General features: G+C 72.6%; 16 protein-coding genes. 13 read left to right on the top strand and 3 right to left on the bottom strand.

Annotation, left to right across the window (positions count from 1 at the left end; genetic code table 11):
• Positions 1-162 precede the first annotated feature (162 nt).
• From ACZ7HQ_RS23045 to nudC, 4 genes are all read left to right on the top strand, one after another.
• Complete coding sequence (locus tag ACZ7HQ_RS23045) at positions 163-3,732, top strand: ATP-dependent helicase (protein WP_470992909.1); 3,570 nt, start codon at positions 163-165, stop codon at positions 3,730-3,732.
• A 116-nt stretch (positions 3,733-3,848) separates the two neighbouring features.
• Positions 3,849-7,523, top strand: a complete 3,675-nt coding sequence (locus ACZ7HQ_RS23040) for a UvrD-helicase domain-containing protein (protein ID WP_470992906.1) — start codon at positions 3,849-3,851, stop codon at positions 7,521-7,523.
• 53 nt (positions 7,524-7,576) lie between these two features.
• Complete coding sequence (locus ACZ7HQ_RS23035) at positions 7,577-8,980, top strand: dipeptidase (RefSeq protein ID WP_470992903.1); 1,404 nt, start codon at positions 7,577-7,579, stop codon at positions 8,978-8,980.
• 139 nt (positions 8,981-9,119) lie between these two features.
• The gene (gene nudC, locus ACZ7HQ_RS23030) at positions 9,120-10,079 is read left to right on the top strand and encodes an NAD(+) diphosphatase (protein WP_470992900.1); all 960 of its coding nucleotides are present in this window, start codon (positions 9,120-9,122) and stop codon (positions 10,077-10,079) included.
• Positions 10,080-10,246: 167 nt separating this feature from the next.
• On the opposite strand, the gene ACZ7HQ_RS23025 is transcribed toward nudC, so the two are convergent.
• Positions 10,247-10,504, bottom strand: coding sequence for a mycoredoxin (locus ACZ7HQ_RS23025; RefSeq protein WP_470992897.1), 258 nt, complete (start codon positions 10,502-10,504; stop codon positions 10,247-10,249).
• A 180-nt stretch (positions 10,505-10,684) separates the two neighbouring features.
• Between ACZ7HQ_RS23025 and ACZ7HQ_RS23020 the strand changes: the two genes are divergently transcribed.
• From ACZ7HQ_RS23020 to ACZ7HQ_RS23000, 5 genes are all read left to right on the top strand, one after another.
• Positions 10,685-12,880, top strand: a complete 2,196-nt coding sequence (locus ACZ7HQ_RS23020) for an ATP-dependent DNA helicase UvrD2 (RefSeq protein ID WP_470992894.1) — start codon at positions 10,685-10,687, stop codon at positions 12,878-12,880.
• A 164-nt stretch (positions 12,881-13,044) separates the two neighbouring features.
• Entirely contained in the window at positions 13,045-13,365 is a 321-nt protein-coding gene (locus tag ACZ7HQ_RS23015) for a hypothetical protein (protein WP_470992891.1), read from the top strand.
• Between the two features lie 173 nt (positions 13,366-13,538).
• Positions 13,539-13,907 carry a WhiB family transcriptional regulator gene (locus tag ACZ7HQ_RS23010; protein ID WP_023546912.1) on the top strand — a complete coding sequence of 123 codons (369 nt, stop codon included), beginning with the start codon at positions 13,539-13,541 and terminating at the stop codon, positions 13,905-13,907.
• Positions 13,904-14,227, top strand: a complete 324-nt coding sequence (locus tag ACZ7HQ_RS23005; protein ID WP_470992888.1) for a hypothetical protein — start codon at positions 13,904-13,906, stop codon at positions 14,225-14,227. Before ACZ7HQ_RS23010 ends, ACZ7HQ_RS23005 begins: the two co-directional genes overlap by 4 nt.
• A 143-nt stretch (positions 14,228-14,370) precedes the next feature.
• Entirely contained in the window at positions 14,371-14,583 is a 213-nt protein-coding gene (locus ACZ7HQ_RS23000) for a hypothetical protein (protein ID WP_470992885.1), read from the top strand.
• 79 nt (positions 14,584-14,662) lie between these two features.
• Here ACZ7HQ_RS23000 and ACZ7HQ_RS22995 read toward each other — a convergent pair whose 3' ends face one another.
• Together ACZ7HQ_RS22995 and ACZ7HQ_RS22990 are read right to left on the bottom strand one after the other, a co-directional pair.
• Positions 14,663-16,033, bottom strand: a complete 1,371-nt coding sequence (locus tag ACZ7HQ_RS22995; RefSeq protein WP_470992882.1) for an ABC1 kinase family protein — start codon at positions 16,031-16,033, stop codon at positions 14,663-14,665.
• A complete protein-coding gene (locus tag ACZ7HQ_RS22990; protein WP_470992879.1) occupies positions 16,026-17,243 on the bottom strand; it encodes a ThiF family adenylyltransferase in 1,218 nt (405 codons plus the stop codon). Before ACZ7HQ_RS22990 ends, ACZ7HQ_RS22995 begins: the two co-directional genes overlap by 8 nt.
• Before the next feature lie 384 nt (positions 17,244-17,627).
• Here ACZ7HQ_RS22990 and ACZ7HQ_RS22985 point away from each other — a divergent pair, with 384 nt between their 5' ends.
• The 4 genes from ACZ7HQ_RS22985 (at position 17,628) to ACZ7HQ_RS22970 (ending at position 21,519) form a co-directional block, all read left to right on the top strand.
• Entirely contained in the window at positions 17,628-18,224 is a 597-nt protein-coding gene (locus ACZ7HQ_RS22985) for a M48 metallopeptidase family protein (protein WP_470992876.1), read from the top strand.
• Positions 18,225-18,353: 129 nt separating this feature from the next.
• Positions 18,354-20,054: a TerD family protein gene (locus ACZ7HQ_RS22980; RefSeq protein WP_470992873.1), complete on the top strand. Its 1,701-nt coding sequence runs from the start codon at positions 18,354-18,356 to the stop codon at positions 20,052-20,054.
• Between the two features lie 11 nt (positions 20,055-20,065).
• Entirely contained in the window at positions 20,066-20,746 is a 681-nt protein-coding gene (locus tag ACZ7HQ_RS22975) for an AIM24 family protein (protein WP_451351858.1), read from the top strand.
• Between the two features lie 17 nt (positions 20,747-20,763).
• Positions 20,764-21,519, top strand: a complete 756-nt coding sequence (locus ACZ7HQ_RS22970; RefSeq protein ID WP_470992870.1) for an AIM24 family protein — start codon at positions 20,764-20,766, stop codon at positions 21,517-21,519.
• The last annotated feature ends 43 nt before the right edge of the window (positions 21,520-21,562 follow it).

Here is a 21,562-nt window from a genome sequence, read left to right as displayed (position 1 = left end):
GACGCCCGTGACGCCGGAGCCATGAGGGAAGGAGCCGAAGCCCTGATTCCGTCCGGTGCGGCGGCGTAGCGTCGGCTGCACGCGTCCCTCTCACCCCGCGGCCACCGCCTCGCACGCGTGACCGCCCGCCCACCAGCACAACCACCAGGACCGGCCGATCACGTGAGCTCCTCTTCCTCCACCAGGCGTCTGCCGCACCTCCAGGTGCGGCAGGGAGGCCGTGGCGCTTACCGACTGGTCCGTACCCCGCCGGCCACCGTCGACCCCCCTCGTCTGGACGCGGCACAGCGCGCCGTGGTTGATCACCGCGGCGGACCCCTGCTCGTCCTCGCCGGACCCGGCACCGGCAAGACCACCACCCTCGTCGAGTCCGTGGCCGCGCGGATCGCCCAGGGCGCCGACCCCGAGCGCATCCTCGTGCTGACGTTCAGCCGCAAGGCCGCCGTCGACCTGCGCGACCGCATGGCCCTGCGGATCGGCGCCGCCCGCGCGCCCCGGGCGACCACGTTCCACTCGTACTGCTACGCCCTGGTCCGCGCCCACCAGGACAGCGGCCTGTTCGCCGACCCGCTGCGCCTGCTCTCCGGCCCCGAGCAGGACGTCACCGTCCGCGAGCTGCTCGCCGGGCAGCCGGAGCTGGAGCGGCTCGGGCTCACCCACGTGCGCTGGCCCGACGAACTGCGCGCCTGCCTGACCACGCGCGGTTTCGCCGACGAGGTCCGCGCGGTCCTCGCCCGCAGCCGCGAGCTGGGCCTCGGTCCCCACGCGCTGGACGCCTTCGCCCGCCGTATCGGCCGCCCCGACTGGCGCGCGGCCGCCGGGTTCCTCGCCGAGTACCTCGACGTGCTCGACCTGCAGGGCGTGATCGACTACGCGGAACTGGTCCACCGTGCGGTCCTGCTCGCCCGCCGCCCCGAGACCGCCGCACGGCTCGCCGCGCAGTACGACGCCGTGTACGTCGACGAGTACCAGGACACCGACCCCGCCCAGGTGCGGCTCCTGCACGCGCTGGCCGGCGGCGGACGCACCCTGGTCGCCCTCGGCGACCCGGACCAGTCGATCTACGCCTTCCGGGGCGCCGACGTGAACGGCATCCTCGACTTCCCGGCGGCCTTCCCGCGCGTGGACGGCCGCCCCGCCCCCGTCGAGGTGCTGCGCACCTCGCGCCGCTCCGGTGCCGCCCTGCTGGCCGCCACCCGCCTGATCACCCGGCGCATGCCGCTGCCCCGGCTGCCCGCCGAGAAGGTCCGCGCGCACCGGGAGCCGGCCGCCGTACGGGAGGGGGGCCGCGTGGAGGTCTACACGTACCCGACGGCAGGTACAGAACTGGACAACGTCGCGGACCTCCTGCGCCGCGCGCACCTGGAGGACGGGGTCGCCTGGAGCGACATGGCCGTCCTGGTCCGGGCCGGATCCCGCACCCTGCCGACGCTGCGCCGCGCCCTCACCGCGGCCGGCGTCCCGCTGGACATCGACGGCGACGACCTGCCGCTGCGCCATGAGCCGGCGGTGACCCCGCTGCTGACGGCCCTGCGCGCGGTGGCCACGGCGGAGGCCCGGGCCCACGCGGAGCATCCCGCGGCGGAGAGCGAACGGCCCGCCGAGGCCGGTGAAGAGGCCGAAGAGGCAGCCGCCGGAGCAGCGACGGCCGCCGAAGCACCGGCAGCAGCTGAAGCACCGGCGGCCGCCGGAGCAGCAGTCGCTGACCAAACCGCAGCCGAAGAGGCCGTCGGCGAAGAGGCTGTGGTCGAAGAGGCTGTGGTCGAAGAGGCCGCCGTTGACGCAGCCGCTGCCGAAGAGGCCGCAGCCGACGAAGCCGCCGCTGAAGGTGTGGCCGAGCAGCCCCCGGACGTCCCCTCATGGCTCGACACCGAGACCGCGCTCACCCTGCTCGCCTCGCCGCTCGCCGGCATGGACCCCGCGGACCTGCGGCGTCTCGGGCGTGCCCTGCGTGAGGAGGAGCGCGCGGCCGGCAACCCGGTGCCGCCCCCCTCCGACGTACTGCTGGCGCGGGCGCTCGCCGAACCCGAGCGCCTCGCCGTGCACGACCCGGCGTACGCGCGCGGGGCACAGCGACTCGGCGCGCTGCTCCGCAAGGCCCGCGAACGCCTGGCCGGCGGTGGTACGGCCGAGGAGGCGCTGTGGGACCTGTGGGAGGGCACGCCGTGGCCCGCGCGCCTGGAGCGGGCCGCCCGGCGCGGCGGCGCGGCCGGCCGCAACGCCGACCGGGACCTGGACGCCGTGTGCGGGCTGTTCGCCACCGCCGCGCGCGCGGAGGAGCGCACGGGAGGCCGGGGTGCGCTGAACTTCCTGGAGGAGATCGAGGCCGAGGACATCGCCGCCGACACGCTCACCCGCCGCGCGGTGCGCCCGGACGCCGTCCGTCTGATGACCGCGCACCGGTCCAAGGGACTGGAGTGGCGGCTGGTCGTCGTCGCCGGCGTCCAGGAGGGCCTGTGGCCCGACCTGCGCCGTCGCGGCTCCCTCCTGGAGGCCGACCGTATCGGCCGGGACGGCCTCGCCGAACCGCTCACCCCCGGAGCGCTGCTCGCCGAGGAGCGCCGCCTTTTCTACGTCGCCGCCACGCGCGCGCGTGAACGCCTCGTCGTGACCGCGGTGAAGGCACCGGCCGACGACGGCGACCAGCCGTCCCGCTTCCTGACCGAGCTCGGGGTGGAGCCCCGCGACGTCACCGGCCGTCCCCGGCGCCCGCTGTCCGTGGCCGCGCTCGTCGCCGAGCTGCGCGCCACCACGGTCGACCTGCGCGCGTCCGAGCCCCTGCGGGAGGCCGCCGCCCGCCGCCTGGCCCGGCTCGCCGCCCTCGCCGACGAGGACGGCCGTCCGCTGGTGCCGTCCGCGCACCCCTACCGCTGGTGGGGCATGTACGACCCGACCGAGAGCAAGGTGCCGCTGCGCCACCGCGACCGGCCGGTCGTGCTGTCCGGAAGCGCCCTCGACCAGCTCGCCAACACCTGTGCGCTCCAGTGGTTCCTGGGCCGCGAGGTGAAGGCCGACGCCCCGGCCACCGCCGCGCAGGGCTTCGGCAACGTCGTCCACGTCCTCGCCGACGAGGTCGCCTCCGGCCGCAGTCCGGCCGACCTCGACGTCCTGATGGAACGCCTGGACTCGGTGTGGAACGCGCTCGCCTTCGACGCGCCCTGGAAGTCGCGGCAGGAGAAGGACAACGCGCGCGTGGCGCTCGAACGGTTCCTGAACTGGCATGTGCTGGACCGCGCCGGGCGCACCCCGGTGGCGAGCGAGCAGGACTTCGACGTCACCCTCGAAGCGGGCGACTACCAGGTCCGCATCCGAGGCCAGATGGACCGCGTGGAGACGGACGCCGAGGGCCGCGCCTACGTGGTCGACTTCAAGACCGGCAAACAGGCGCCCAGCGCCGCCGAGGTGGCCCGCCACCCCCAGCTCGCCGTCTACCAGCTCGCCGTCCGGGAAGGCGCCGTCGACGAGGCCTTCGACGGCGCGCGTCCCGAGCCCGGCGGCGCGGAACTGGTGCACCTCAGGCAGGGTGCCGCCAAGCGCGACGGAGGCGACGACCTGCCCAAGGTGCAGAACCAGGAGCCGCTGTCCGGGGAGTGGGTCGGCGACCTGCTGGCCACCGCCGCGGGCAAGGTGCTCGACGAGCGGTTCGCACCGAACACCGGCCAGCACTGCACCCACTGCGCGTTCCGCGCCTCGTGCAGCGCCCGGCCGGAGGGACGGCACGTGGTCGAGTGAGCCGACCGCCGGTGCGGGAGTGACGGACAGCACCACACGCGCTGACCTGCGCTTCTTCCTCTCCGGGCGGCTGATCCGTGCTCGACTGTCAGTCCCCGCCGCTAGCCTCTTTCGACATGCCCGCCCGTATCACCGACCCCGAGCAGCTCAAAGAGCTCCTCGGCATCCCGTTCACCCCGGAGCAGACGGCCTGCATCACCGCGCCGCCCGCCCCGCAGGTGATCGTGGCCGGAGCCGGATCGGGCAAGACCACCGTGATGGCCGCCCGCGTGGTCTGGCTGGTCGGCACCGGCCAGGTCGCCCCCGAACAGGTCCTCGGCCTGACCTTCACCAACAAGGCCGCCGGTGAGCTGGCCGAACGCGTCCGCAAGGCGCTGATCAAGGCCGGTGTGACCGACCCCGACGTCATCGACCCGGACAACCCGCCGGGCGAGCCGCTCATCTCGACGTACCACTCCTTCGCCGGCCGCCTCCTCACCGACCACGGCCTTCGCCTCGGCCTGGAACCCACCTCCCGGCTGCTCGCCGACGCCACCCGCTACCAGCTCGCCGCGCGCGTGCTGCGCGAGGCCCCCGGCCCCTACCCGGCGCTGACCCGCTCCTTCGCCGACCTCGTCAGCGACCTGCTCGCCCTCGACTCCGAACTCGCCGAGCACCTCGTCGACCCCGAGGAACTGCGCTCCTGGGACGCGGACCTGCTGCGGACCCTCCAGAGCGCCAAGCTCAGCAACGCCGACCTGCGCAAGGTCCCCGAGACGGCCGCCGCCCGCCGAGAACTGGCCGATCTCGTCCGGCGCTACCGGACCGCCAAACGCGAGCGCGACCTGCTCGACTTCGGCGACCAGATCGCGCTGTCCGCCCGCCTCGCCCGCATCCCCGAGGTGGGCCGGCTCCTGCGCGAGGAGTTCCGCGTGGTGCTCCTGGACGAGTACCAGGACACCTCCGTGGCCCAACGCGTCCTGCTCGCCGGCCTTTTCGGCGGCGGTACGGGCCATCCGGTCACCGCGGTCGGCGACCCCTGCCAGGCCATCTACGGCTGGCGCGGCGCGTCCGTCGCCAACCTGGACGACTTCCCGGCACACTTCGCGCACCCCGACGGCCGGCCCGCCACCCGGCAGGCGCTCGGCGAGAACCGCCGCAGCGGCGGCCGTCTCCTCGCCCTCGCCAACGGCCTCGCCGAGCCGCTGCGCGCCATGCACGCGGGCGTGGAGGCCCTGCGCCCGGCCCCCGGCGCCGAACACGACGGCACGGTCCGCTGCGCCCTGTTGCCCACCCACGCCGAGGAGACCGACTGGATCGCCGACTCGATCGCCCACCTCGTGCACACCGGCACGGCCCCCGGCGAGATCGCCGTACTGTGTCGCACCGCGACCGACTTCGCTCAGATCCAGGGCGCCCTCGTCGCCCGCGACATCCCCGTCGAGGTGGTCGGACTGTCCGGGCTGCTGCACCTGCCCGAGGTCGCCGACCTCGTCGCCGTCTGCGAAGTCCTGCAGGACCCCGGCGCCAACGCCTCCCTGGTGCGCCTGCTGACCGGCCCGCGCTGGCGCATCGGCCCCCGAGACCTCGCCCTGCTGGGCCGCCGGGCCCGCCTCCTGGTCGCGCACGCGCGCGTGGACGACCCCGACGACGCCGACCGCCGGCTCGCCGCGGCCGTCGAAGGGGTCGACCCGGCGGAGGTGATATCGCTCGCCGACGCCCTCGACACCTTCCTCGAAGGCCCCCTGGAGGACGACAGGGACGACGACGGGCTGCCGTTCTCGCCCGACGCGCGCGTGCGCTTCGCACGCCTGGCAACCGAACTGCGCGACCTGCGCCGCTCGCTGTCCGACCCGCTGATGGACGTCCTGCACCGCGTCCTCGCCGTCACCGGCCTGGAGGTGGAGCTGTCGGCGTCCCCGCACGCCCTGGCCGCCCGCCGCCGCGAGACCCTCTCCAACTTCCTGGACATCGCCGCCTCCTTCGCGGCGAGCGACGCGGAAGCCTCCCTGCTCGCCTTCCTCGGCTTCCTGCGCACCGCCGCGCAGTACGGGAAGGGCCTCGACAACGCCCTGCCCGGCGGCGAGAACACCGTCAAGGTGCTCACCGCCCACAGGTCCAAGGGCCTGGAGTGGGACGTCGTGGCCGTTCCCGGCCTGGTCAAGGGCACCTTCCCCAGCGCACAGGGCCGTGAGAAGTGGACGGCACAGGCCAAGGTGGTGCCGCACGCGCTGCGCGGCGACACCGACACCCTGCCCGACGTCGCCGACTGGGACGCGCGCGGCATGAAGGCGTTCCACGAGGCCATGAAGGAGCACCAGCACACCGAGGAGCTGCGCCTCGGCTACGTCACCTTCACGCGCCCCCGCTCCCTCCTGCTCGGCTCCGGGCACTGGTGGGGACCCAGCCAGAAGAAACCGCGCGGTCCCTCCGACTTCCTCCAGGCCCTGTACGACCACTGCGCCGCCGGCTACGGCGAGATCGAGGCGTGGGCCGAGGAGCCCGCCGAGGACGAGGAGAACCCCGCCCTGCACACGGCCGGCGCCGACCAGGTGTGGCCGCTCCCGCTGGACGACGCCGCCCTGGCCCGCCGCCGGGCGGCCGCCGACACCGTCCTCGCCCACCTGGACGCCCTCGCCGCCCAGGACACCGGCCACCCGCCGGCCGCCCACGACCCCGCCGCCCTCGACGACCCGGACTGGCCCCCGCCCCCGGACGACGACCTTTACGCCGAGGGGCCGTACGACGAGCACGGTGGGGGCTTCCCTCACGACGGGGACGGCTTTCCTTACGAGGAACAGGGCGAGGACTTCCCGTACGACGGGGACGCGCTCGGTAGCGAGGAGCCGCCGTACGGCGCGGACGCCCTTGGTGACGAGGAGCCGCCGTACGGTGCGGACGCCCTTGGTGACGGGGAGCCGCCGTACGGTGCGGACGCGCTCGGTGACGAGGAGCCGCCGTACGACGAGGACGCTCCCGTCCCTCACGGCCCTGCCCGCCGGGACGCCCCGAGCGCGGCCCGGCCGACCGTCCCGCACCAGGCGCCCGCCCCTGCGCACCGCCCCCGTCCAGCCGAGCCGCTGCGCCACCCCGGACTCACCCCGGAGGAGGCCCGCACCATCGCCTCCTGGGACCGTGACCTGGACGCGCTCAGCGGAGAGCTGCTGCGGGCCCGGCAGGCGGTCACCGACGTCCCGCTGCCCGCCACGCTCACCGCCTCCCAGCTGCTGCGCCTGGCCGAGGACCCGGACGGGCTCGCGCAGGAGCTCGCGCGCCCCATGCCGCGCCCCCCGCAACCGGCCGCGCGCCGTGGCACCCGGTTCCACGCCTGGGTCGAAGCCCGCTTCGAGGAGCTGACGCTGCCCCTGCTGGAGCCGGACGAGCTGCCCGGCAGCGACGCCGAGATCGCCGACGAACACGATCTGGAAGCCCTGAAGGAAGCCTTCGAACGCAGCGAGTACGCCCGGCGCACCCCCTACCGGATCGAGGCGCCCTTCCAGCTCACCCTCGCCGGCCGCGTCGTACGGGGCCGCATCGACGCCGTCTACAGAAACGGCGACGGCGCCGGCGAGGGCACGACGTACGAGATCGTCGACTGGAAGACCAGCCGCGCCCGCACCGCCGACCCGCTCCAGCTCGCCGTGTACCGGCTGGCCTGGGCCGAGCAGCAGGGCGTCCCGCTGCAGTCCGTCACGGCGGCCTTCCTGTACGTGCGCAGCGGCGAGGTCGTACGACCGCGGGACCTGCCGGACCGGGCCGCCCTGGAGCGGCTCCTCACGGAAGACTCCGAAGTGGCACAGCCGACAACCTGAGTGTGACGAACCGCCCGCCGAGGATGTCGGTGCGGGCCGATAGGCTCGTGAGCATGAGCCAGACCCCGGACAGCGCCGTCCGCACGTACATCGAGCAGCACCGCGCCGCCTTCCTCGACGACCTCGCCGCATGGCTGCGCATCCCCTCCGTGTCGGCCCGGCCCGATCACGCGCCCGACGTACGGCGCAGCGCCGACTGGCTCGCCGCCAAGCTCAAGGAGACCGGCTTCCCGACCGCCGAGGTCTGGCAGACGCCCGGCGCCCCGGCCGTCTTCGCCGAGTGGCCCTCCGGTGACCCCTCGGCGCCCACCGTCCTCGTCTACGGCCACCACGACGTACAGCCCGCCGCCCGCGAGGACGGCTGGAACAGCGACCCGTTCGAGCCGGTCGTCCGCGGAAACCGGCTCTACGCGCGCGGGGCGGCCGACGACAAGGGCCAGGTGTTCTTCCACACACTCGGCGTCCGCGCCCACCTCGCCGCCACCGGCCGCACCGCCCCCGCGGTCAACCTGAAGCTGCTGATCGAGGGCGAGGAGGAGTCCGGCTCCCCGCACTTCCGTGCCCTGGTCGAGGAACACGCCGGGCGGCTCGCCGCCGACGCCGTGATCGTCTCCGACACCGGCATGTGGTCCGAGGACACCCCGACCGTCTGCACCGGCATGCGCGGCCTCGCCGAGTGCGAGATCCGGCTGTACGGCCCCGACCAGGACATCCACTCCGGTTCCTTCGGCGGTGCCGTACCCAACCCGGCCACCGCGGCCGCCCGCCTGGTCGCCGCCCTGCACGACGACCACGCGCGCGTGGCGGTCCCCGGCTTCTACGACGGCATCGTGGAACTGACCGACCGCGAGCGCGAGTTGTTCGCCGAGCTGCCGTTCGACGAGGAGCGCTGGCTCGGCACCGCCAAGTCCCGCGCCACCCACGGCGAAGCCGGCCACAGCACCCTCGAACGCATCTGGGCCCGCCCGACCGCCGAGGTCAACGGCATCGGCGGCGGGTACCAGGGCCCCGGCAGCAAGACCATCATCCCGTCCTCGGCCATGGTGAAGCTGTCGTTCCGGCTGGTCGCGGGCCAGGACCCCGACCATGTCGAGAAGGCCGTCCGCGCCTGGGCCGCCGAGCAGGTGCCCGCCGGTATCCGCTGCGAGATCGACTTCGGCGCCGCCACGCGCCCGTGCCTGACCCCGCTCGACCACCCAGCACTGCAGTCCGTGGTCCGCGCCATGGGCCGCGCCTTCGAGAAGCCGGTCCGCTTCACCCGCGAGGGCGGCTCGGGACCCGCCGCCGACCTGCAGGAGGTCCTCGGCGCCCCCGTGCTCTTCCTGGGCATCTCCGTACCCTCCGACGGCTGGCACGCCCCCGACGAAAAGGTCGAGCTCGACCTCCTCCTCAAGGGCGTCGAGACCAGCGCCTACCTATGGGGTGACCTGGCCGAGCACTGGCGTCCCACGCCCTGACCGGCAGGCGCCGCAGGGAGGGCACCGCGGGCGGGCACACTGGAAGGACCGCCCGCCGCCCCGCCCGCACCCCGCCCGGTGTCCCGCCGCCGTACGTCCCGCCGAACCGCCCGCCGAACGAACCGCTGCACTGGGGGAGTTGGAAGCACCCGTGACCACCACCTGGACCGACGAAACAGCCGATCGACCCATCTCGCTGACCGCGCCGAGCGGCATCGACCGCGCCGCCCACCACCGCCTCGACGAGGCCTGGCTCGCGGCGGCGTGGAGCCACCCCACGACCCGCTGCTTCGTGGTCTCCGGCGGCCAGGTGCTCATCGACGAGACCCCCGACGGCCGGACCGAACTCGTCATGACACCCTCCTTCGAGGCCCCGCTCACCGAGGCGCACCGCTACTTCCTCGGTATCGACGAGGACGGTGTGAGCTACTTCGCACTCCAGAAGGACTCGCTGCCCGGCCGTATCGACCAGTCCGCGCGCCCCGCCGGGCTGCGGGAGGCGGGCCTGCTGCTCTCGCCGCGCGACACCGGACTGATGGTGCACGCGGTCGGCCTGGAGAACTGGCAGCGCACCCACCGCTTCTGCTCCCGCTGCGGCGAGCGCACGGTCATCGCCGCCGCCGGCCACATCCGCCGCTGCCCGGCCTGCGGTGCCGAGCACTACCCGCGCACCGACCCGGCCGTGATCATGGCCGTCACCGACGAGGACGACCGCATCCTGCTCGGCCGCCAGGTCCACTGGCCCGAGGGCCGCTTCTCCACGCTCGCCGGGTTCGTCGAACCCGGGGAGTCCATCGAGCAGGCCGTGCGCCGCGAGGTGTCCGAGGAGGTCGGCGTGACCGTCGGCCCCGTGGAGTACGTGGCCAGCCAGCCCTGGCCCTTCCCGTCCAGCCTGATGCTCGGCTTCATCGCCCACGCCACCTCGACCGAGATCGACGTCGACGGCGACGAGATCCACGAGGCCCGCTGGTTCTCCCGCGAGGAACTCCACGACGCCTTCGAGTCCGGTGCGGTGCTGCCGCCCTACGGCATCTCCATCGCGGCCCGCCTGATCGAGATGTGGTACGGCAAGCCGCTGCCGACGCGCAGCTTCGTCTGACCCACAGCAGGGCGCGGCCCCTGATCCGATCAGGGACCGCCCTGCTGTGGGAGACCGCAGGGCGAAGCCTGCCGGCACGGCAGCGAGGTCCGCTGCCCACCACCCCGCCATACAGAGCGGCCCTCTCTGGTGACCTTGACCAGAGAGGGCCGAAGCACTGGGGAGCGTCAGACCGCGAGAGCCTGCTTCACCTGGGCGAGGCTCGGGTTCGTCATCACGACTTCACCGCCACCAGCGGCGGGAACCACCCGGACGGTCGGAACCGTCTGGTTTCCGCCATTCGCCTTCTCCACGAAGGCGGCGGACTCGGGGTCCTGCTCGATGTTGATCTCGGTGTAGGCGATGCCCTCCCGGTCCAGCTGGCTCTTCAGCCGCCGGCAGTAGCCGCACCAAGTCGTGCTGTACATCGTCACAGTCCCCTGCATGTCTCTCGCGCTCCTCAGGCTGTGGAAAAATCGTCCGGGGGAAGAACGTACGCGAGCCGTACGTCATTCCCGCCCGGGTATCCACAGGCGGCTGTGACGCCTGCCGCATTAGTACGACTGCAGGGGTCCGCCTGTGGACAACCGACACAGCAGTCCCTGGCGACCTGGCAGCATGGCGGTGTGACAGCAGCAACGCACTCCACCCTCTTCCCGCAGACACCGGACTCGGCCGACGCGGTGCTCGAAGGGCTCGACCCCGAGCAGCGCGCGGTGGCCACGGCCCTGCGCGGCCCGGTGTGCGTCCTGGCCGGAGCGGGCACGGGCAAGACCCGGGCGATCACCCACCGCATCGCCTACGGAGTGCGGGCCGGCATCCTCCAGCCGTCCAGCGTGCTCGCCGTCACCTTCACCAACCGCGCCGCCGGAGAGATGCGCGGCCGGCTGCGCCAGCTCGGCGCCCACGGCGTCCAGGCCCGCACCTTCCACTCCGCCGCCCTGCGCCAGCTCCAGTACTTCTGGCCGAAAGCGATCGGTGGCGGCATGCCCCGGCTGGTCGACCGCAAGATCCAGCTCGTCGCCGACGCGGCCGCGAGCCTCGGCACCCGGCTCGACCGGGGCGAGCTGCGGGACGTCACCGCCGAGATCGAATGGTCCAAGGTCACCCAGACCGTCCCCGCCGACTACGCGTACGCGGCCGCGAAGGCCGGCCGCGAGGCCCCACGCGACCCCGCCGAGATCGCCCACCTCTACGCCGCCTACGAAGACATCAAGCGCGACCGCTCGGTGATCGACTTCGAAGACGTCCTGCTGCTGACCGTCGCCGTCCTCCAGGACCGGCACGACATCGCCGAACAGGTCCGCGCCCAGTACCAGCACTTTGTCGTCGACGAGTACCAGGACGTCAGCCCCCTGCAGCAGCGGCTGCTGGACCTGTGGCTCGGCGACCGCGACGACCTGTGCGTCGTCGGCGACGCCAGCCAGACCATCTACTCGTTCACCGGCGCAACGCCCGACCATCTCCTCGACTTCCGCACCCGCCACCCCGGCGCCACCGTCGTCAAACTCGTCCGCGACTACCGCTCCACCCCCCAGGTGGTCCGCCTCGCGAACGGCCTGCTCGCCCAGGCCCGTGGCCGCGCCGCCGACCACCGGCTGGAACTCGTCTCGCAGCGCGCCCCCGGCCCCGAGCCGGTCCACACCGAGTACACCGACGAGCCCGCCGAGGCCGAAGGAGCCGCCCGCCGCATCCGCGAGCTGATCGACGCGGGCGTCCCGGCCGCCGAGATCGCCGTCCTGTTCCGTACGAACGCCCAGTCCGAGACCTATGAGCGGGCCCTCGCCGACGCCGGCGTCCCCTACCAGCTGCGCGGCGCCGAGCGCTTCTTCGACCGGCCCGAGGTGCGCAAGGCCGGCGTCGCCCTGCGCGGCGCGGCCCGCTTTGGCGGCAACGACTCACTGCTGGACGACGCGGTGGACCTGCCCTCCCAGGTGCGAGCCGTCCTGTCCGGAGAAGGCTGGACCACCGAGCCCCCGGCCGGCTCCGGCGCCGTCAGAGAACGCTGGGAATCCCTCGCCGCCCTGGTCAACCTCGCCCATGACCTCGCCGCCGCCCGGCCCGGCGCCACCCTCGGCGACTTCGTGGCGGAACTCGACGAGCGCGCGAACGCCCAGCACGCCCCGACCGTCCAGGGCGTCACCCTCGCCTCCCTGCACGCCGCCAAGGGCCTGGAGTGGGACGTCGTCTTCCTGGTCGGCGTCGCCGAAGGGATGCTGCCCATCACCTACGCCAGGACCGACGAGCAGATCGAGGAGGAACGCCGGCTCCTCTACGTCGGCGTCACCCGTGCGCGGGAACGGCTCCATGTCTCCTGGGCCCTGTCCCGCTCACCCGGCGGCCGCCCCAGCCGCAGACCGAGCCGCTTCCTCGACGGGCTGCGCCCCGGCACCACCGCCACCGTCGGCCACACCGGCACCGGCACCACCGGAGGCGTCGAGCGCGGGACCACCCGGGGCGGCGGCGCCGTTCCCCGGCGCGCCCAGCGCACCCCCGCCCGCTGCCGGGTCTGCGGCCGCACCCTCACCGAGGCGGGCGAGATGAAGCTGATGCGCTGCGAGGACTGCCCGTCCGACATGGACGAAGGGCTCTACGAACGGCTGCGGCAGTGGCGGGCCGTCCAGGCCGAGCGCAGCGGACAGCCGGACTTCTGCGTCTTCACCGACCGCACCTTGATGGCCATCGCCGAGGCACGCCCCGAGAGCCTGGCCGATCTCTCCCGCATCCCCGGTGTCCTCAACCGCAAGCTGCGCAGCCACGGCACCGACGTCCTGGCCATCTGCGCAGGTCACGACGTTGGGGAAGCCGACGAGGACGACTGATACGAACTCGTCGAAAAAATAGTTTGCGCATGCCCCAGCAATCCCCATAGGTTCTAGGCACGGAAGCAGCGGCCTTCTCGAAGGCCCCGATTCCGTGTTGTACTTGCATATCCGAACGGACTGGCTCACCCCAGTCCTTGAGACGCCGAGAGGAGGCGAGTCCAGTGATCAGCATCAACACCAGCACCACCAGCACGGCCAAACTGACCGATCGCTCGGCCGTCTCCCTGTGCATGCTCGGCGCCTCTTCCCAGGGCACCGGTCTGTCCGGCATTCGTGCCGACCGTCCGGCGTCCTTCCTCGCTCCCGCGGGCCTTCCCGTCCGTGAGCGCAATGAGCGACCGACCAAGGCACTGGAAGCGGTAGAGGCACAGGCGCAGGCCTATGCCTTTGCGGTGGCCGGTGCCGGATTCCGGAAGCAGACGACGCAGCACCACCTGATGTGGGCCTTCCGTGGGCCAAAACCCTGGAGTGATCCAGCCTGATCCGATCAGGCCGGCGCCTTCAGGGCCGCGGAACCCCATCCGGGATCCGCGGCCCTTCTGTTTTCCCCAAAACGGGGACGACGGAGCGAAGGGGCCTCGGGACAAGAAAAGAACCCGGTACCAAGCCGACACCCGGTCCACCGGCCGGAACGACCAGACGAGGAAGACCAATCGTGCAACTCGAAGCGCACGCCCCGTCCGTACCGCCTTCGCAAACGATCCCCCCGCCCGGCCTCACGGAGGACTCCACCTTGACCCCCCTCACCGCGCTCACCGCGCTCGACGACGCCATCGAGAACCTCGGCGTACCCGTCCCCTGCCGCTCCTACGACCCGGAGGTCTTCTTCGCCGAGTCGCCGGCGGACGTCGAGTACGCCAAGTCCCTCTGCCGCACCTGCCCGCTGATCGAGGCCTGCCTCGCCGGCGCCAAGGAGCGGCGCGAGCCCTGGGGCGTCTGGGGCGGCGAGCTGTTCGTCCAGGGTGTCGTCGTCGCCCGGAAGCGGCCGCGTGGTCGCCCGCGGAAGAACCCGGTCACGGCATGAACACCGCAGGAACGATCGATCGCCCCCTCACGCACGACCCCAAGAAGCAGGCCCCGATGAAGCCGTCCACCAGCGAGCCCGCAGGCTCCGCGACCGAAGACGTCACCACCACCGGCGCGACCGAAGCGCGCCAGGACAGGACCCGAGAGATGCAACTCATGCAAGAAGCCCTGGCTCGTGCGCATATGCACGAGCGACTCCATGAGGCCGAGCGGCAACGCCAGGCCGTGCGCCTGGCGGTCGCCCAGCGGATGCAGCGCCGGGCCGAGCGCGCCTCGCGGCGCGCCCGGCGCGCGCTCGCCATGGCGGTCATGCAGTAACGATCACACCTGACAGAAGCGGTGGCCGCCCGGCCCGTCCGGGAGGCGGAACATTCTGCGCGGGGGCCGGTCCGGCCGAACGGACCGGCCCCCGCGGTGCGTTGTGCACGGCGATCCGCCGCCGGCCGAGTTATCGTCGCCGGGTGACGAGTCTTCCCGGAGGAAGTGATCAGGGCGGCTCCACTCCGGAGCGCCGTGTGCTCGTGTGCGCCCGCTGCGGCACTCCCGCCGGCGGAGCCCCGCCGGCCACCTGGACCTGCTCCGTGGAGAACGGCATCCGCCAGTACTTCTGCGACACCTGCTCCAGGGAGAACCTACGGGCGATCGAGGGGCGTCTGGATTCGGCGTGGTGGTGAGTCTTTCCTCGGGGGCTTTCCCTGGGGGTCTCCCCCCTCCCCCCTCCCCACCCCCCCCCCGACCTCAAGGCACCCCAGATCAAGCCTCCGCCGCCGGCTCCTCCTCGCCCAGGGCTTCGTCAGGCGTGAACCCCGGCAGCCACTCCTCCAGTTCCTCCCGCAGGCGCACCGTGGCGCTCAGCTGGCACAGGACGCCGATCGTGCTCAGGGTCACCCGGTGGATCAGCAGATAGGCCGGCGGCAGGTTGAGCCGCTTGCCCAGCTGGTAGGCGGGGGAGCGGGGGTCGGCGATGCGGGCCGCCTGGCTGCGCATCCAGCTGCGGGTGAAGGTGAACGCCTCGACCCGGGCCGGTTCGATGATCGGCAGCAGGTAGTCGAGGACCGCGTCGGGGTCCAGCTCTATGGACTCCTTCACGAACCCTTCGGTGCAGAGCATGTCGTAGACCGACTCGGCTTCGCCGTCCAGCGTCATGCGGAGGGAGGTGCCGATCGGGAGAGGCAGTCCTCCGGGCAGCCGGTCGACCGTGCCGAAATCCAGGACTCCCAGGCGCCAGTCGTCCTCGCCGGCCGGGCCGCCGGGCAGCAGCCGGAAGTTGCCCGGATGCGGATCGGCGTGGAGCAGGCCGGTGCGAGCCGGTCCCGAGAAGAGGAAGCGGGCCAGGAGCTGACCGGCGCGGTCGCGCTGCTCCTGGGTGCCGTCCGAGATCACCTCCGACAGCGGGATGCCGTCGATCCACTCGGTCACCAGGACCTGCTCGCACTGGTGCACCACCGCCGGGACCACCACGTCCGGGTCGTCCGCGAACTCCTCCGCGTGGGCGGACTGGGCCTGGGCCTCCAGGGCGTAGTCGAGTTCCTCGGAGACGCGGTCCTTCAGCTCCGCGATGAGCGGCTTGATGTCCATGCCGGGGATCAGTGGCCCCAACAGCCGGGCGAAGCGGCTCAGTTGTCCTAGGTCGGAGAGGAGTGCCTCGCCGGCGCCCGGGTACTGCACCTTGACCGCCACCTCACGGCCGTCGTGCCACACGGCCCGGTGCACCTGTCCGATCGAGGCCGCCGCGGCCGGTTTGTCCTCGAACTCCTCGAACAGATCGCGCCAGTCCGGGCCCAGCCGCTCATCGAGCACCGCGTGCACCGTGCGGGTCGGCATGGGGGGTGCCGCTTCCTGGAGCTTGGTCAGGGCCGTGCGGTAGGGGCCGGCGATCTCCTCGGGCAGTGCCGACTCGAAGACGGACAGGGCCTGCCCGAACTTCATCGCACCGCCTTTCAGCTCGCCGAGCACCTTGAACAACTGCTCCGCCGTGCGCTGTTGCAGTTCCCGGCCGACGATCTCCGCGGACTCGCCCACGATCCGTTTGCCCAGCCCCCAGGTCGCCCGGCCGGCGAAGCCGAGCGGGAGCGCGGCGAGCTTGGCGGTCCGGGTGACCGCCTTCCGGGGAAGATCAGACATGCGCCCTCCAAGTCCCAGTCGGCCGCGCCTCGCCTGGCTCGCGTCGTCGCTCCGCCGACGGCCGTTGCACCGCCGTTGTCGCGCGTGGTGCGCCGTCGGTTGAGGAGTGCTCCCCCTTCTTACCTCTCTCCGTCGCGCCACACCCGCACGCCGGATGCGGCGGGACCGGTCGGCTGCACCAGTCCAGCCCGGGCAGGGACGCTTCCCAGCGGGTACCCATGCTGCCCGGTGACTGCCCGTCGAGGAAGGCCAGAGCGTGCGCCGCGGCCAGTCCGGCGACCGCGGTGGCCAGTGTCAGATCGCAGGCTCCGACCCGGCGGGCCTTCGGGGACCGCCACTGGGCGGTCAGCCGGGGCCAGGCCGGGTCCCGGTCGCCGCGGTCGAGGTGCAGGCAGCCGGCGCAGCCCGACTCGCCGGGCAGGACGAGCGGTCCGACGACCCCGGTGCCCTCGACGACGCCGGCGTACAGGTGCGGCGTTCCGGAGGCCATGAGCGGCTCGGCGTCGGCCGGGTCGGGTGCGTGCACGGCCACGTCGTCCCGGGGCGCGAGGATCACCAGGGAGAGTCCGGCGTCCCGGGCGCCGGATCCGGGGGAGTGGGGGTGGCGGGGTGGGCGGCCGGGTGCCGCGCGGCGTACGGCGGCCCGCGCCGCCGTGTCGCGGCGCTCGCCGAGCGACTCGGGGGTCAGCCCGCCCGGGGCGATGTCCCACGGTTCCACGCTTCCCGCGTCGCGCACGTCGACCTCGCCGACTCCGGCGCCCGACAGCACCGACGCCAGGACGGCGCCGACCCGCCCCGCGCCTCGCACCTGCACGCGCAGTGCGCGCCGGGCGGCGAGCCGGGTGAGCGCGCCGCCCGGCTCGGTCGTGGTCAGGGACAGCGCGGCGAGGTCGGGGCGCAGGCGCCGCAGGACGTTCTCCTTGGCGCGCAGGGCGTCCGCGGCCGGTCCGCCGCCGCGCGCGTCGTCGACCAGGCCCGCGCGGGTCAGCCGTGCCAGCAGGGCGTCGACCCGGTCGGCCGGCAGATCGATGCGGTGGCCCTCCTCGCGCAGCAGCGGCAGTCCGCGGGTGCCGTTGAGCAGGTCCAGGAAGCCGGCCGTTGCCGGGTCCATCGGTCCCAGTGTCAGGGCGTGTGCCGGTGTCATTCCGAACTGCACGGTTTCGCGATCGCGCCAGCCGCGCCGCAGCGCGGGCTTCATCACCGGATGCATGACTTGTCCCCCGTATCCGTTGTGCCTGTCGTGCCTGTCGTGTCCGTTGTATCCGTCGTATCCGTCGTATCCGTCGTTTTCGGTTGTATCCGTCGTGTGCGTGGAAAGCGCCACGGACCTCGCCCCGCCGGTGAAGCCGGTCACGCTCCGCCGACGTCTGTCAGCATGCCGTGTCCGTCCATCGGGTGCCGGGAGTTATCCACAGGCTGGGCATGTTTGTCATACAAGTCGGCTGGACGAAGTCCTTCATTTCTTCTGGAAAGTCACAAATCGGATGTGCGGATCAGTCGTAGGAGTCATACGAATCAAACGCATGGTGGGGGATCGGCACGGAACCGTTCCGGAGCCGGGACTTTGGACATGCCCAGCGGGTAACGTCGGGGCGTGCCCGCCGACCCACTGCACCGCGCCGGAAAGCCACAGCGCAGCACGACGAGCCAGCCGCCCGGCGGCTCGGGGGCGAGCGCGATCGAGGTCCGCAGGAGTTCCCGGCGCCGCCGGACGGTCTCCGCGTACCGCGAGGGCGATCGCACCGTCGTACTGATCCCCGCCCGGATGTCGAAGGCGGAGGAGCAGCGCTGGATCACCGTGATGCTCGACAAACTCGCCGCCCAGGAGAGCAAGCGGGTGCTCGGCGACGCCGAGCTGGCCGAGCGTGCCGAGCGGCTGTCGGCGCAGTACTTCGACGGCAGGGCGCGTCCCCTCACCGTGCGCTGGGTCACCAACCAGAACACCCGCTGGGGCTCGTGCACTCCGGCCGAGGGCAGCATCAGGCTCTCGCACCGGCTGCAGGGCATGCCCGAGTACGTCATCGACTACGTCCTGTGCCATGAGCTGGCCCATCTGCTGGTCCCCGGTCACGGGCCAGACTTCTGGCGGCTGCTGGAGGCGTATCCGCGCACCGAGCGGGCCCGGGGCTACCTTGAGGGGGTCGTCGCCGCCGAGCGGCTGCCGTACGTGCCGGGGGCGCGCGGGGAGTGAGCCGAGCGCGGTCCGCTCGCCTCTCGGCGCGGTTGTGTACCGGGTCTGTACCGGCTGCGTCCGCTGTCGGACTTTGCCGTTAGCCTGGCGCGACGCACTCACATTCGGGATGGGGGACGGTCGTTACGCATGGCCAGGGAATTCCAACGCGGCCACAAGGCCAGAATCAGTGACCTCACGGCGGGCACGGATCTGTACGTAGGTGTGCAGATCACCGCCCCCGGGCTCACCTTCGACATCAGCTGCTTCGGTCTGGACGCGGACGAGCGCCTCTCGGACGACCGGTATTTCATCTTCTTCAACCAGCCGAAGTCCCCCGAGGAGTCCATCCAGCTGCTGGGTGCCCAGGCGGGCGACACGGAGTCGTTCCGGGTCACGCTCGACGGGATCCCGTCGCACATCCGCAAGCTGTCCTTCACGGCGACCGTCGACGGCGCCGGGCAGATGTCGCAGATCGCTCCCGGCTATCTGCGCATCGTGGCGGGTGGCGAGGAGGTCGCGCGGTATTCCTTCACCGGCGCCGAGTTCTCCACCGAGCGGGCTGTGATGCTCGGTGACTTGTACTTCAAGGACGGCTGGCGGTTCGCTGCGGTCGGGCAGGGCTTCGACGGCGGCCTGGAGGCGCTGTTGAAGAACTTCGGCGGCGAGGTGCTGGAGGAGGAGGCGCCCGCCGCCCCGCCGCAGCCTTCGACCGGTGCCGCCCCCGGTTTCGCCCCGCCCGCCCAGACCACGGCCCCGCCGACGTTCGCCGCCCCGCCCGCCCCGGCCCCGGCGCCCGCCCCGGCCCCCGCCCCGCAGCCCGCCGCACAGGGCTTCGCCCCGCCCGCCGGTGGCACGCCGCCGCAGGCCTTCACACCGCCGCCCGCCGCGCCCGACGTGCACGGCGCGCCCACGGTCATCGCCCCCCTGACCCCGCCCGCCGGCGGCACCGTCCATCCACCGGCCCCGGCCCCCGCGCCCTACGGCCAGCCGCCGCAGCAGCCGTACGGCCAGCCGCCCCAGCAGCCGTCCTACGGCGGTCAGCCGCCCGCGTCGATGCCCCCGGGCTACGGCCAGCAGCCGCCCTCCTACGGCGGCGGGCCCACCCCGCCCATGCCGCCGGGCTACGGCCAGGTCCCCGGCCAGCAGCCCGCCGGCTACGGCGTGCCGCAGGGCGCCCCGCAGGGCGGCGCCGGGGTGACGGCCGCGCTGCAGGCGTTCAAGGAGACGCCGACCGGGCAGCGCTGGACGCAGCAGAACAAGAAACTCATCCGCGTCGACCTCGGCATCGGCGGCCAGCCCGTGCTGGCCAAGCAGGGCAGCATGGTGCTCTACCAGGGCAAGGTCGACTTCAGCTACAAGGGCGCCGGTTTCGCCGGACGGATCGTCGGCAACGCCACCGGCCAGGAGATGCAGCTGATGCGCTGCACCGGCAACGGGCAGGTGTTCCTCGCCGAGAACTCCACCCACCTGCACCCCGTCGAGCTCCAGGGCGACGCGATCTGCGTCTCCGCCGAGAACGTCCTCGCCTTCGACGAGAGCCTGCAGTACGAGGTGCGCCGCATCGAGGGCCACGGCATCCCCGGCGGCGCCCTGTTCACGATGCAGTTCCAGGGCACCGGAACCATCGTCGTCAAGACGCACGGCACGCCCGTGGTCCTGCCGGTCACGCCGACCACCTTCGCCGACTGCAACGCCGTGGTCGCCTGGTCGGCCGCCTCCCAGGTGATCGTCTCCAGCCAGGTCCGCATGCGCCGCAACGCCTACCCGGGCGACACCGGCGAGAGCGTGAACCTCCAGTTCCGGGGCGCGCCCGGCAACTTCATCGTCGTCCAGCCGTACGAGGTCTGAGGGAGCCCGTCATGAACCAGCCGCTCGCGGGCTATGCCCCCGCACCCGTCACCGCCCGCATGGAGAACCACGGCAACCACATGCTGAAGGTCGCCATGCAGACAGGAAACGACCTCCTCGCGCGCGTGGGCTCGATGGTCGCCTACGAAGGGTTCGTCACGTACGAGCCCAACCCGCCCGCCGTGCGCCAGATCGCCCGTGACTGGATCACCGGCGAAGGCGCGCCCCTGATGAAGTGCTCCGGCGACGGCCTGCTCTACCTTGCCGACTACGGCGCCAACGTGGTGGTGATCAATCTCAACGGCGACGGCATCTCCGTCAACGCCACCAACCTCCTCGCCTTCGACGCCCATCTCAGCTGGGGCGTGGAGCGGGTCAAGGGCCTCGCGAAGTTCGCCGGGCAGGGCCTGTGGAACACGAAGATCTCCGGGCAGGGCTGGGTGGCGCTGACCTCCCGGGGCAAGCCGATCGTCGTCGACTGCGGCGGCGGCGAGGACGAGACCTACGTCGACCCGGACGCGCTCGTCGCCTGGTCGCCGAACCTGAAGGTGAAGGGCAAGCGCAGCTTCAAGGCGCAGTCGCTGATCGGCCGGGGCAGCGGCGAGGCCTACCAGATGGCCTTCTCCGGCCAGGGCATCGTCGTCGTCCAGCCCAGCGAGGACAGCACCGACCGCCTCCGGATCCGGGGCTGAGGGGGAGTCAGGAAGTCATGCAGAGCCCGCTTTTCGCGCACAACGACGTCCAGACGCAGGAGCGCTGGAGCCTGCAGAACAAGCAGATGCTCCGCGTCACCCTGGAGGGCCACGACGACATCCTGGCCCGTAAGGGCACCATGGTCGCCTACCAGGGACTCGTCGAGTTCGACGCCGAGTACCGCAGCAACAGCCAGGCACGCGCGCGTGCGTACACCGGTGAGGGCCTGGACCTGATGCGCTGTCACGGACAGGGCACGGTGTACCTCGCCAACCTCGGCCAGCACGTGCACGTCATGGACGTCGAGCAGGACGGGCTGACCGTCGACAGCTCCTACGTCCTCGCCATGGACTCCTCGCTGCACCACGAGGTCATCGCCGTGGACAGCCTCTACGGCATCTCCGGCTCCGGGAAGTACCAGCTGAACATCACCGGGCGTGGCAAGGTCGCCCTGATGACCTCCGGGTCGCCGCTGCTGATGCAGGTCACGCCCGACCGGTACGTCAACTGCGACGCGGACGCGATCGTCGCCTGGTCCACCGGGCTGCGTGTGCAGATGCAGGCCCAGACGCACTCCTCCGGGGTGTGGCGCCGACGCGGCACCACCGGTGAGGGCTGGGAGCTGAGCTTCATGGGCTCCGGGTTCGCGCTCGTCCAGCCCAGCGAGCTGCTGCCGCCGCAGAACGCGGTGATCGGCCAGGGCCTCGCCGCCCAGTTCGGCATGGGGCAGCACGGGGCGCGCGGGCAGAACCAGGGCAACGTCTGGAGCTGACCGTCCGGAAGGCACAGGTAAGGGGCGACCGTATGGGCGGTCG

Source organism: Streptomyces sp. NPDC037290 (assembly GCF_055603245.1).
The sequence above is the reverse complement of the archived record's forward strand: the minus strand, read 5'-3'. Positions and strand labels throughout refer to the sequence as shown.

What these genes read in the sequence shown, in the direction of transcription:
- ACZ7HQ_RS23040 (WP_470992906.1), top strand. Translation starts at nt 3,849, where the DNA reads ATGCCCGCCCGTATCACCGACCCCGAGCAGCTCAAAGAGCTCCTCGGC.
- ACZ7HQ_RS23035 (WP_470992903.1), top strand. Translation starts at nt 7,577, where the DNA reads ATGAGCCAGACCCCGGACAGCGCCGTCCGCACGTACATCGAGCAGCAC.
- ACZ7HQ_RS23025 (WP_470992897.1), bottom strand. Translation starts at nt 10,504, where the DNA reads ATGCAGGGGACTGTGACGATGTACAGCACGACTTGGTGCGGCTACTGC.
- ACZ7HQ_RS23005 (WP_470992888.1), top strand. Translation starts at nt 13,904, where the DNA reads ATGAACACCGCAGGAACGATCGATCGCCCCCTCACGCACGACCCCAAG.
- ACZ7HQ_RS22995 (WP_470992882.1), bottom strand. Translation starts at nt 16,033, where the DNA reads ATGTCTGATCTTCCCCGGAAGGCGGTCACCCGGACCGCCAAGCTCGCC.
- ACZ7HQ_RS22990 (WP_470992879.1), bottom strand. Translation starts at nt 17,243, where the DNA reads ATGCATCCGGTGATGAAGCCCGCGCTGCGGCGCGGCTGGCGCGATCGC.
- ACZ7HQ_RS22980 (WP_470992873.1), top strand. Translation starts at nt 18,354, where the DNA reads ATGGCCAGGGAATTCCAACGCGGCCACAAGGCCAGAATCAGTGACCTC.
- ACZ7HQ_RS22975 (WP_451351858.1), top strand. Translation starts at nt 20,066, where the DNA reads ATGAACCAGCCGCTCGCGGGCTATGCCCCCGCACCCGTCACCGCCCGC.
- ACZ7HQ_RS22970 (WP_470992870.1), top strand. Translation starts at nt 20,764, where the DNA reads ATGCAGAGCCCGCTTTTCGCGCACAACGACGTCCAGACGCAGGAGCGC.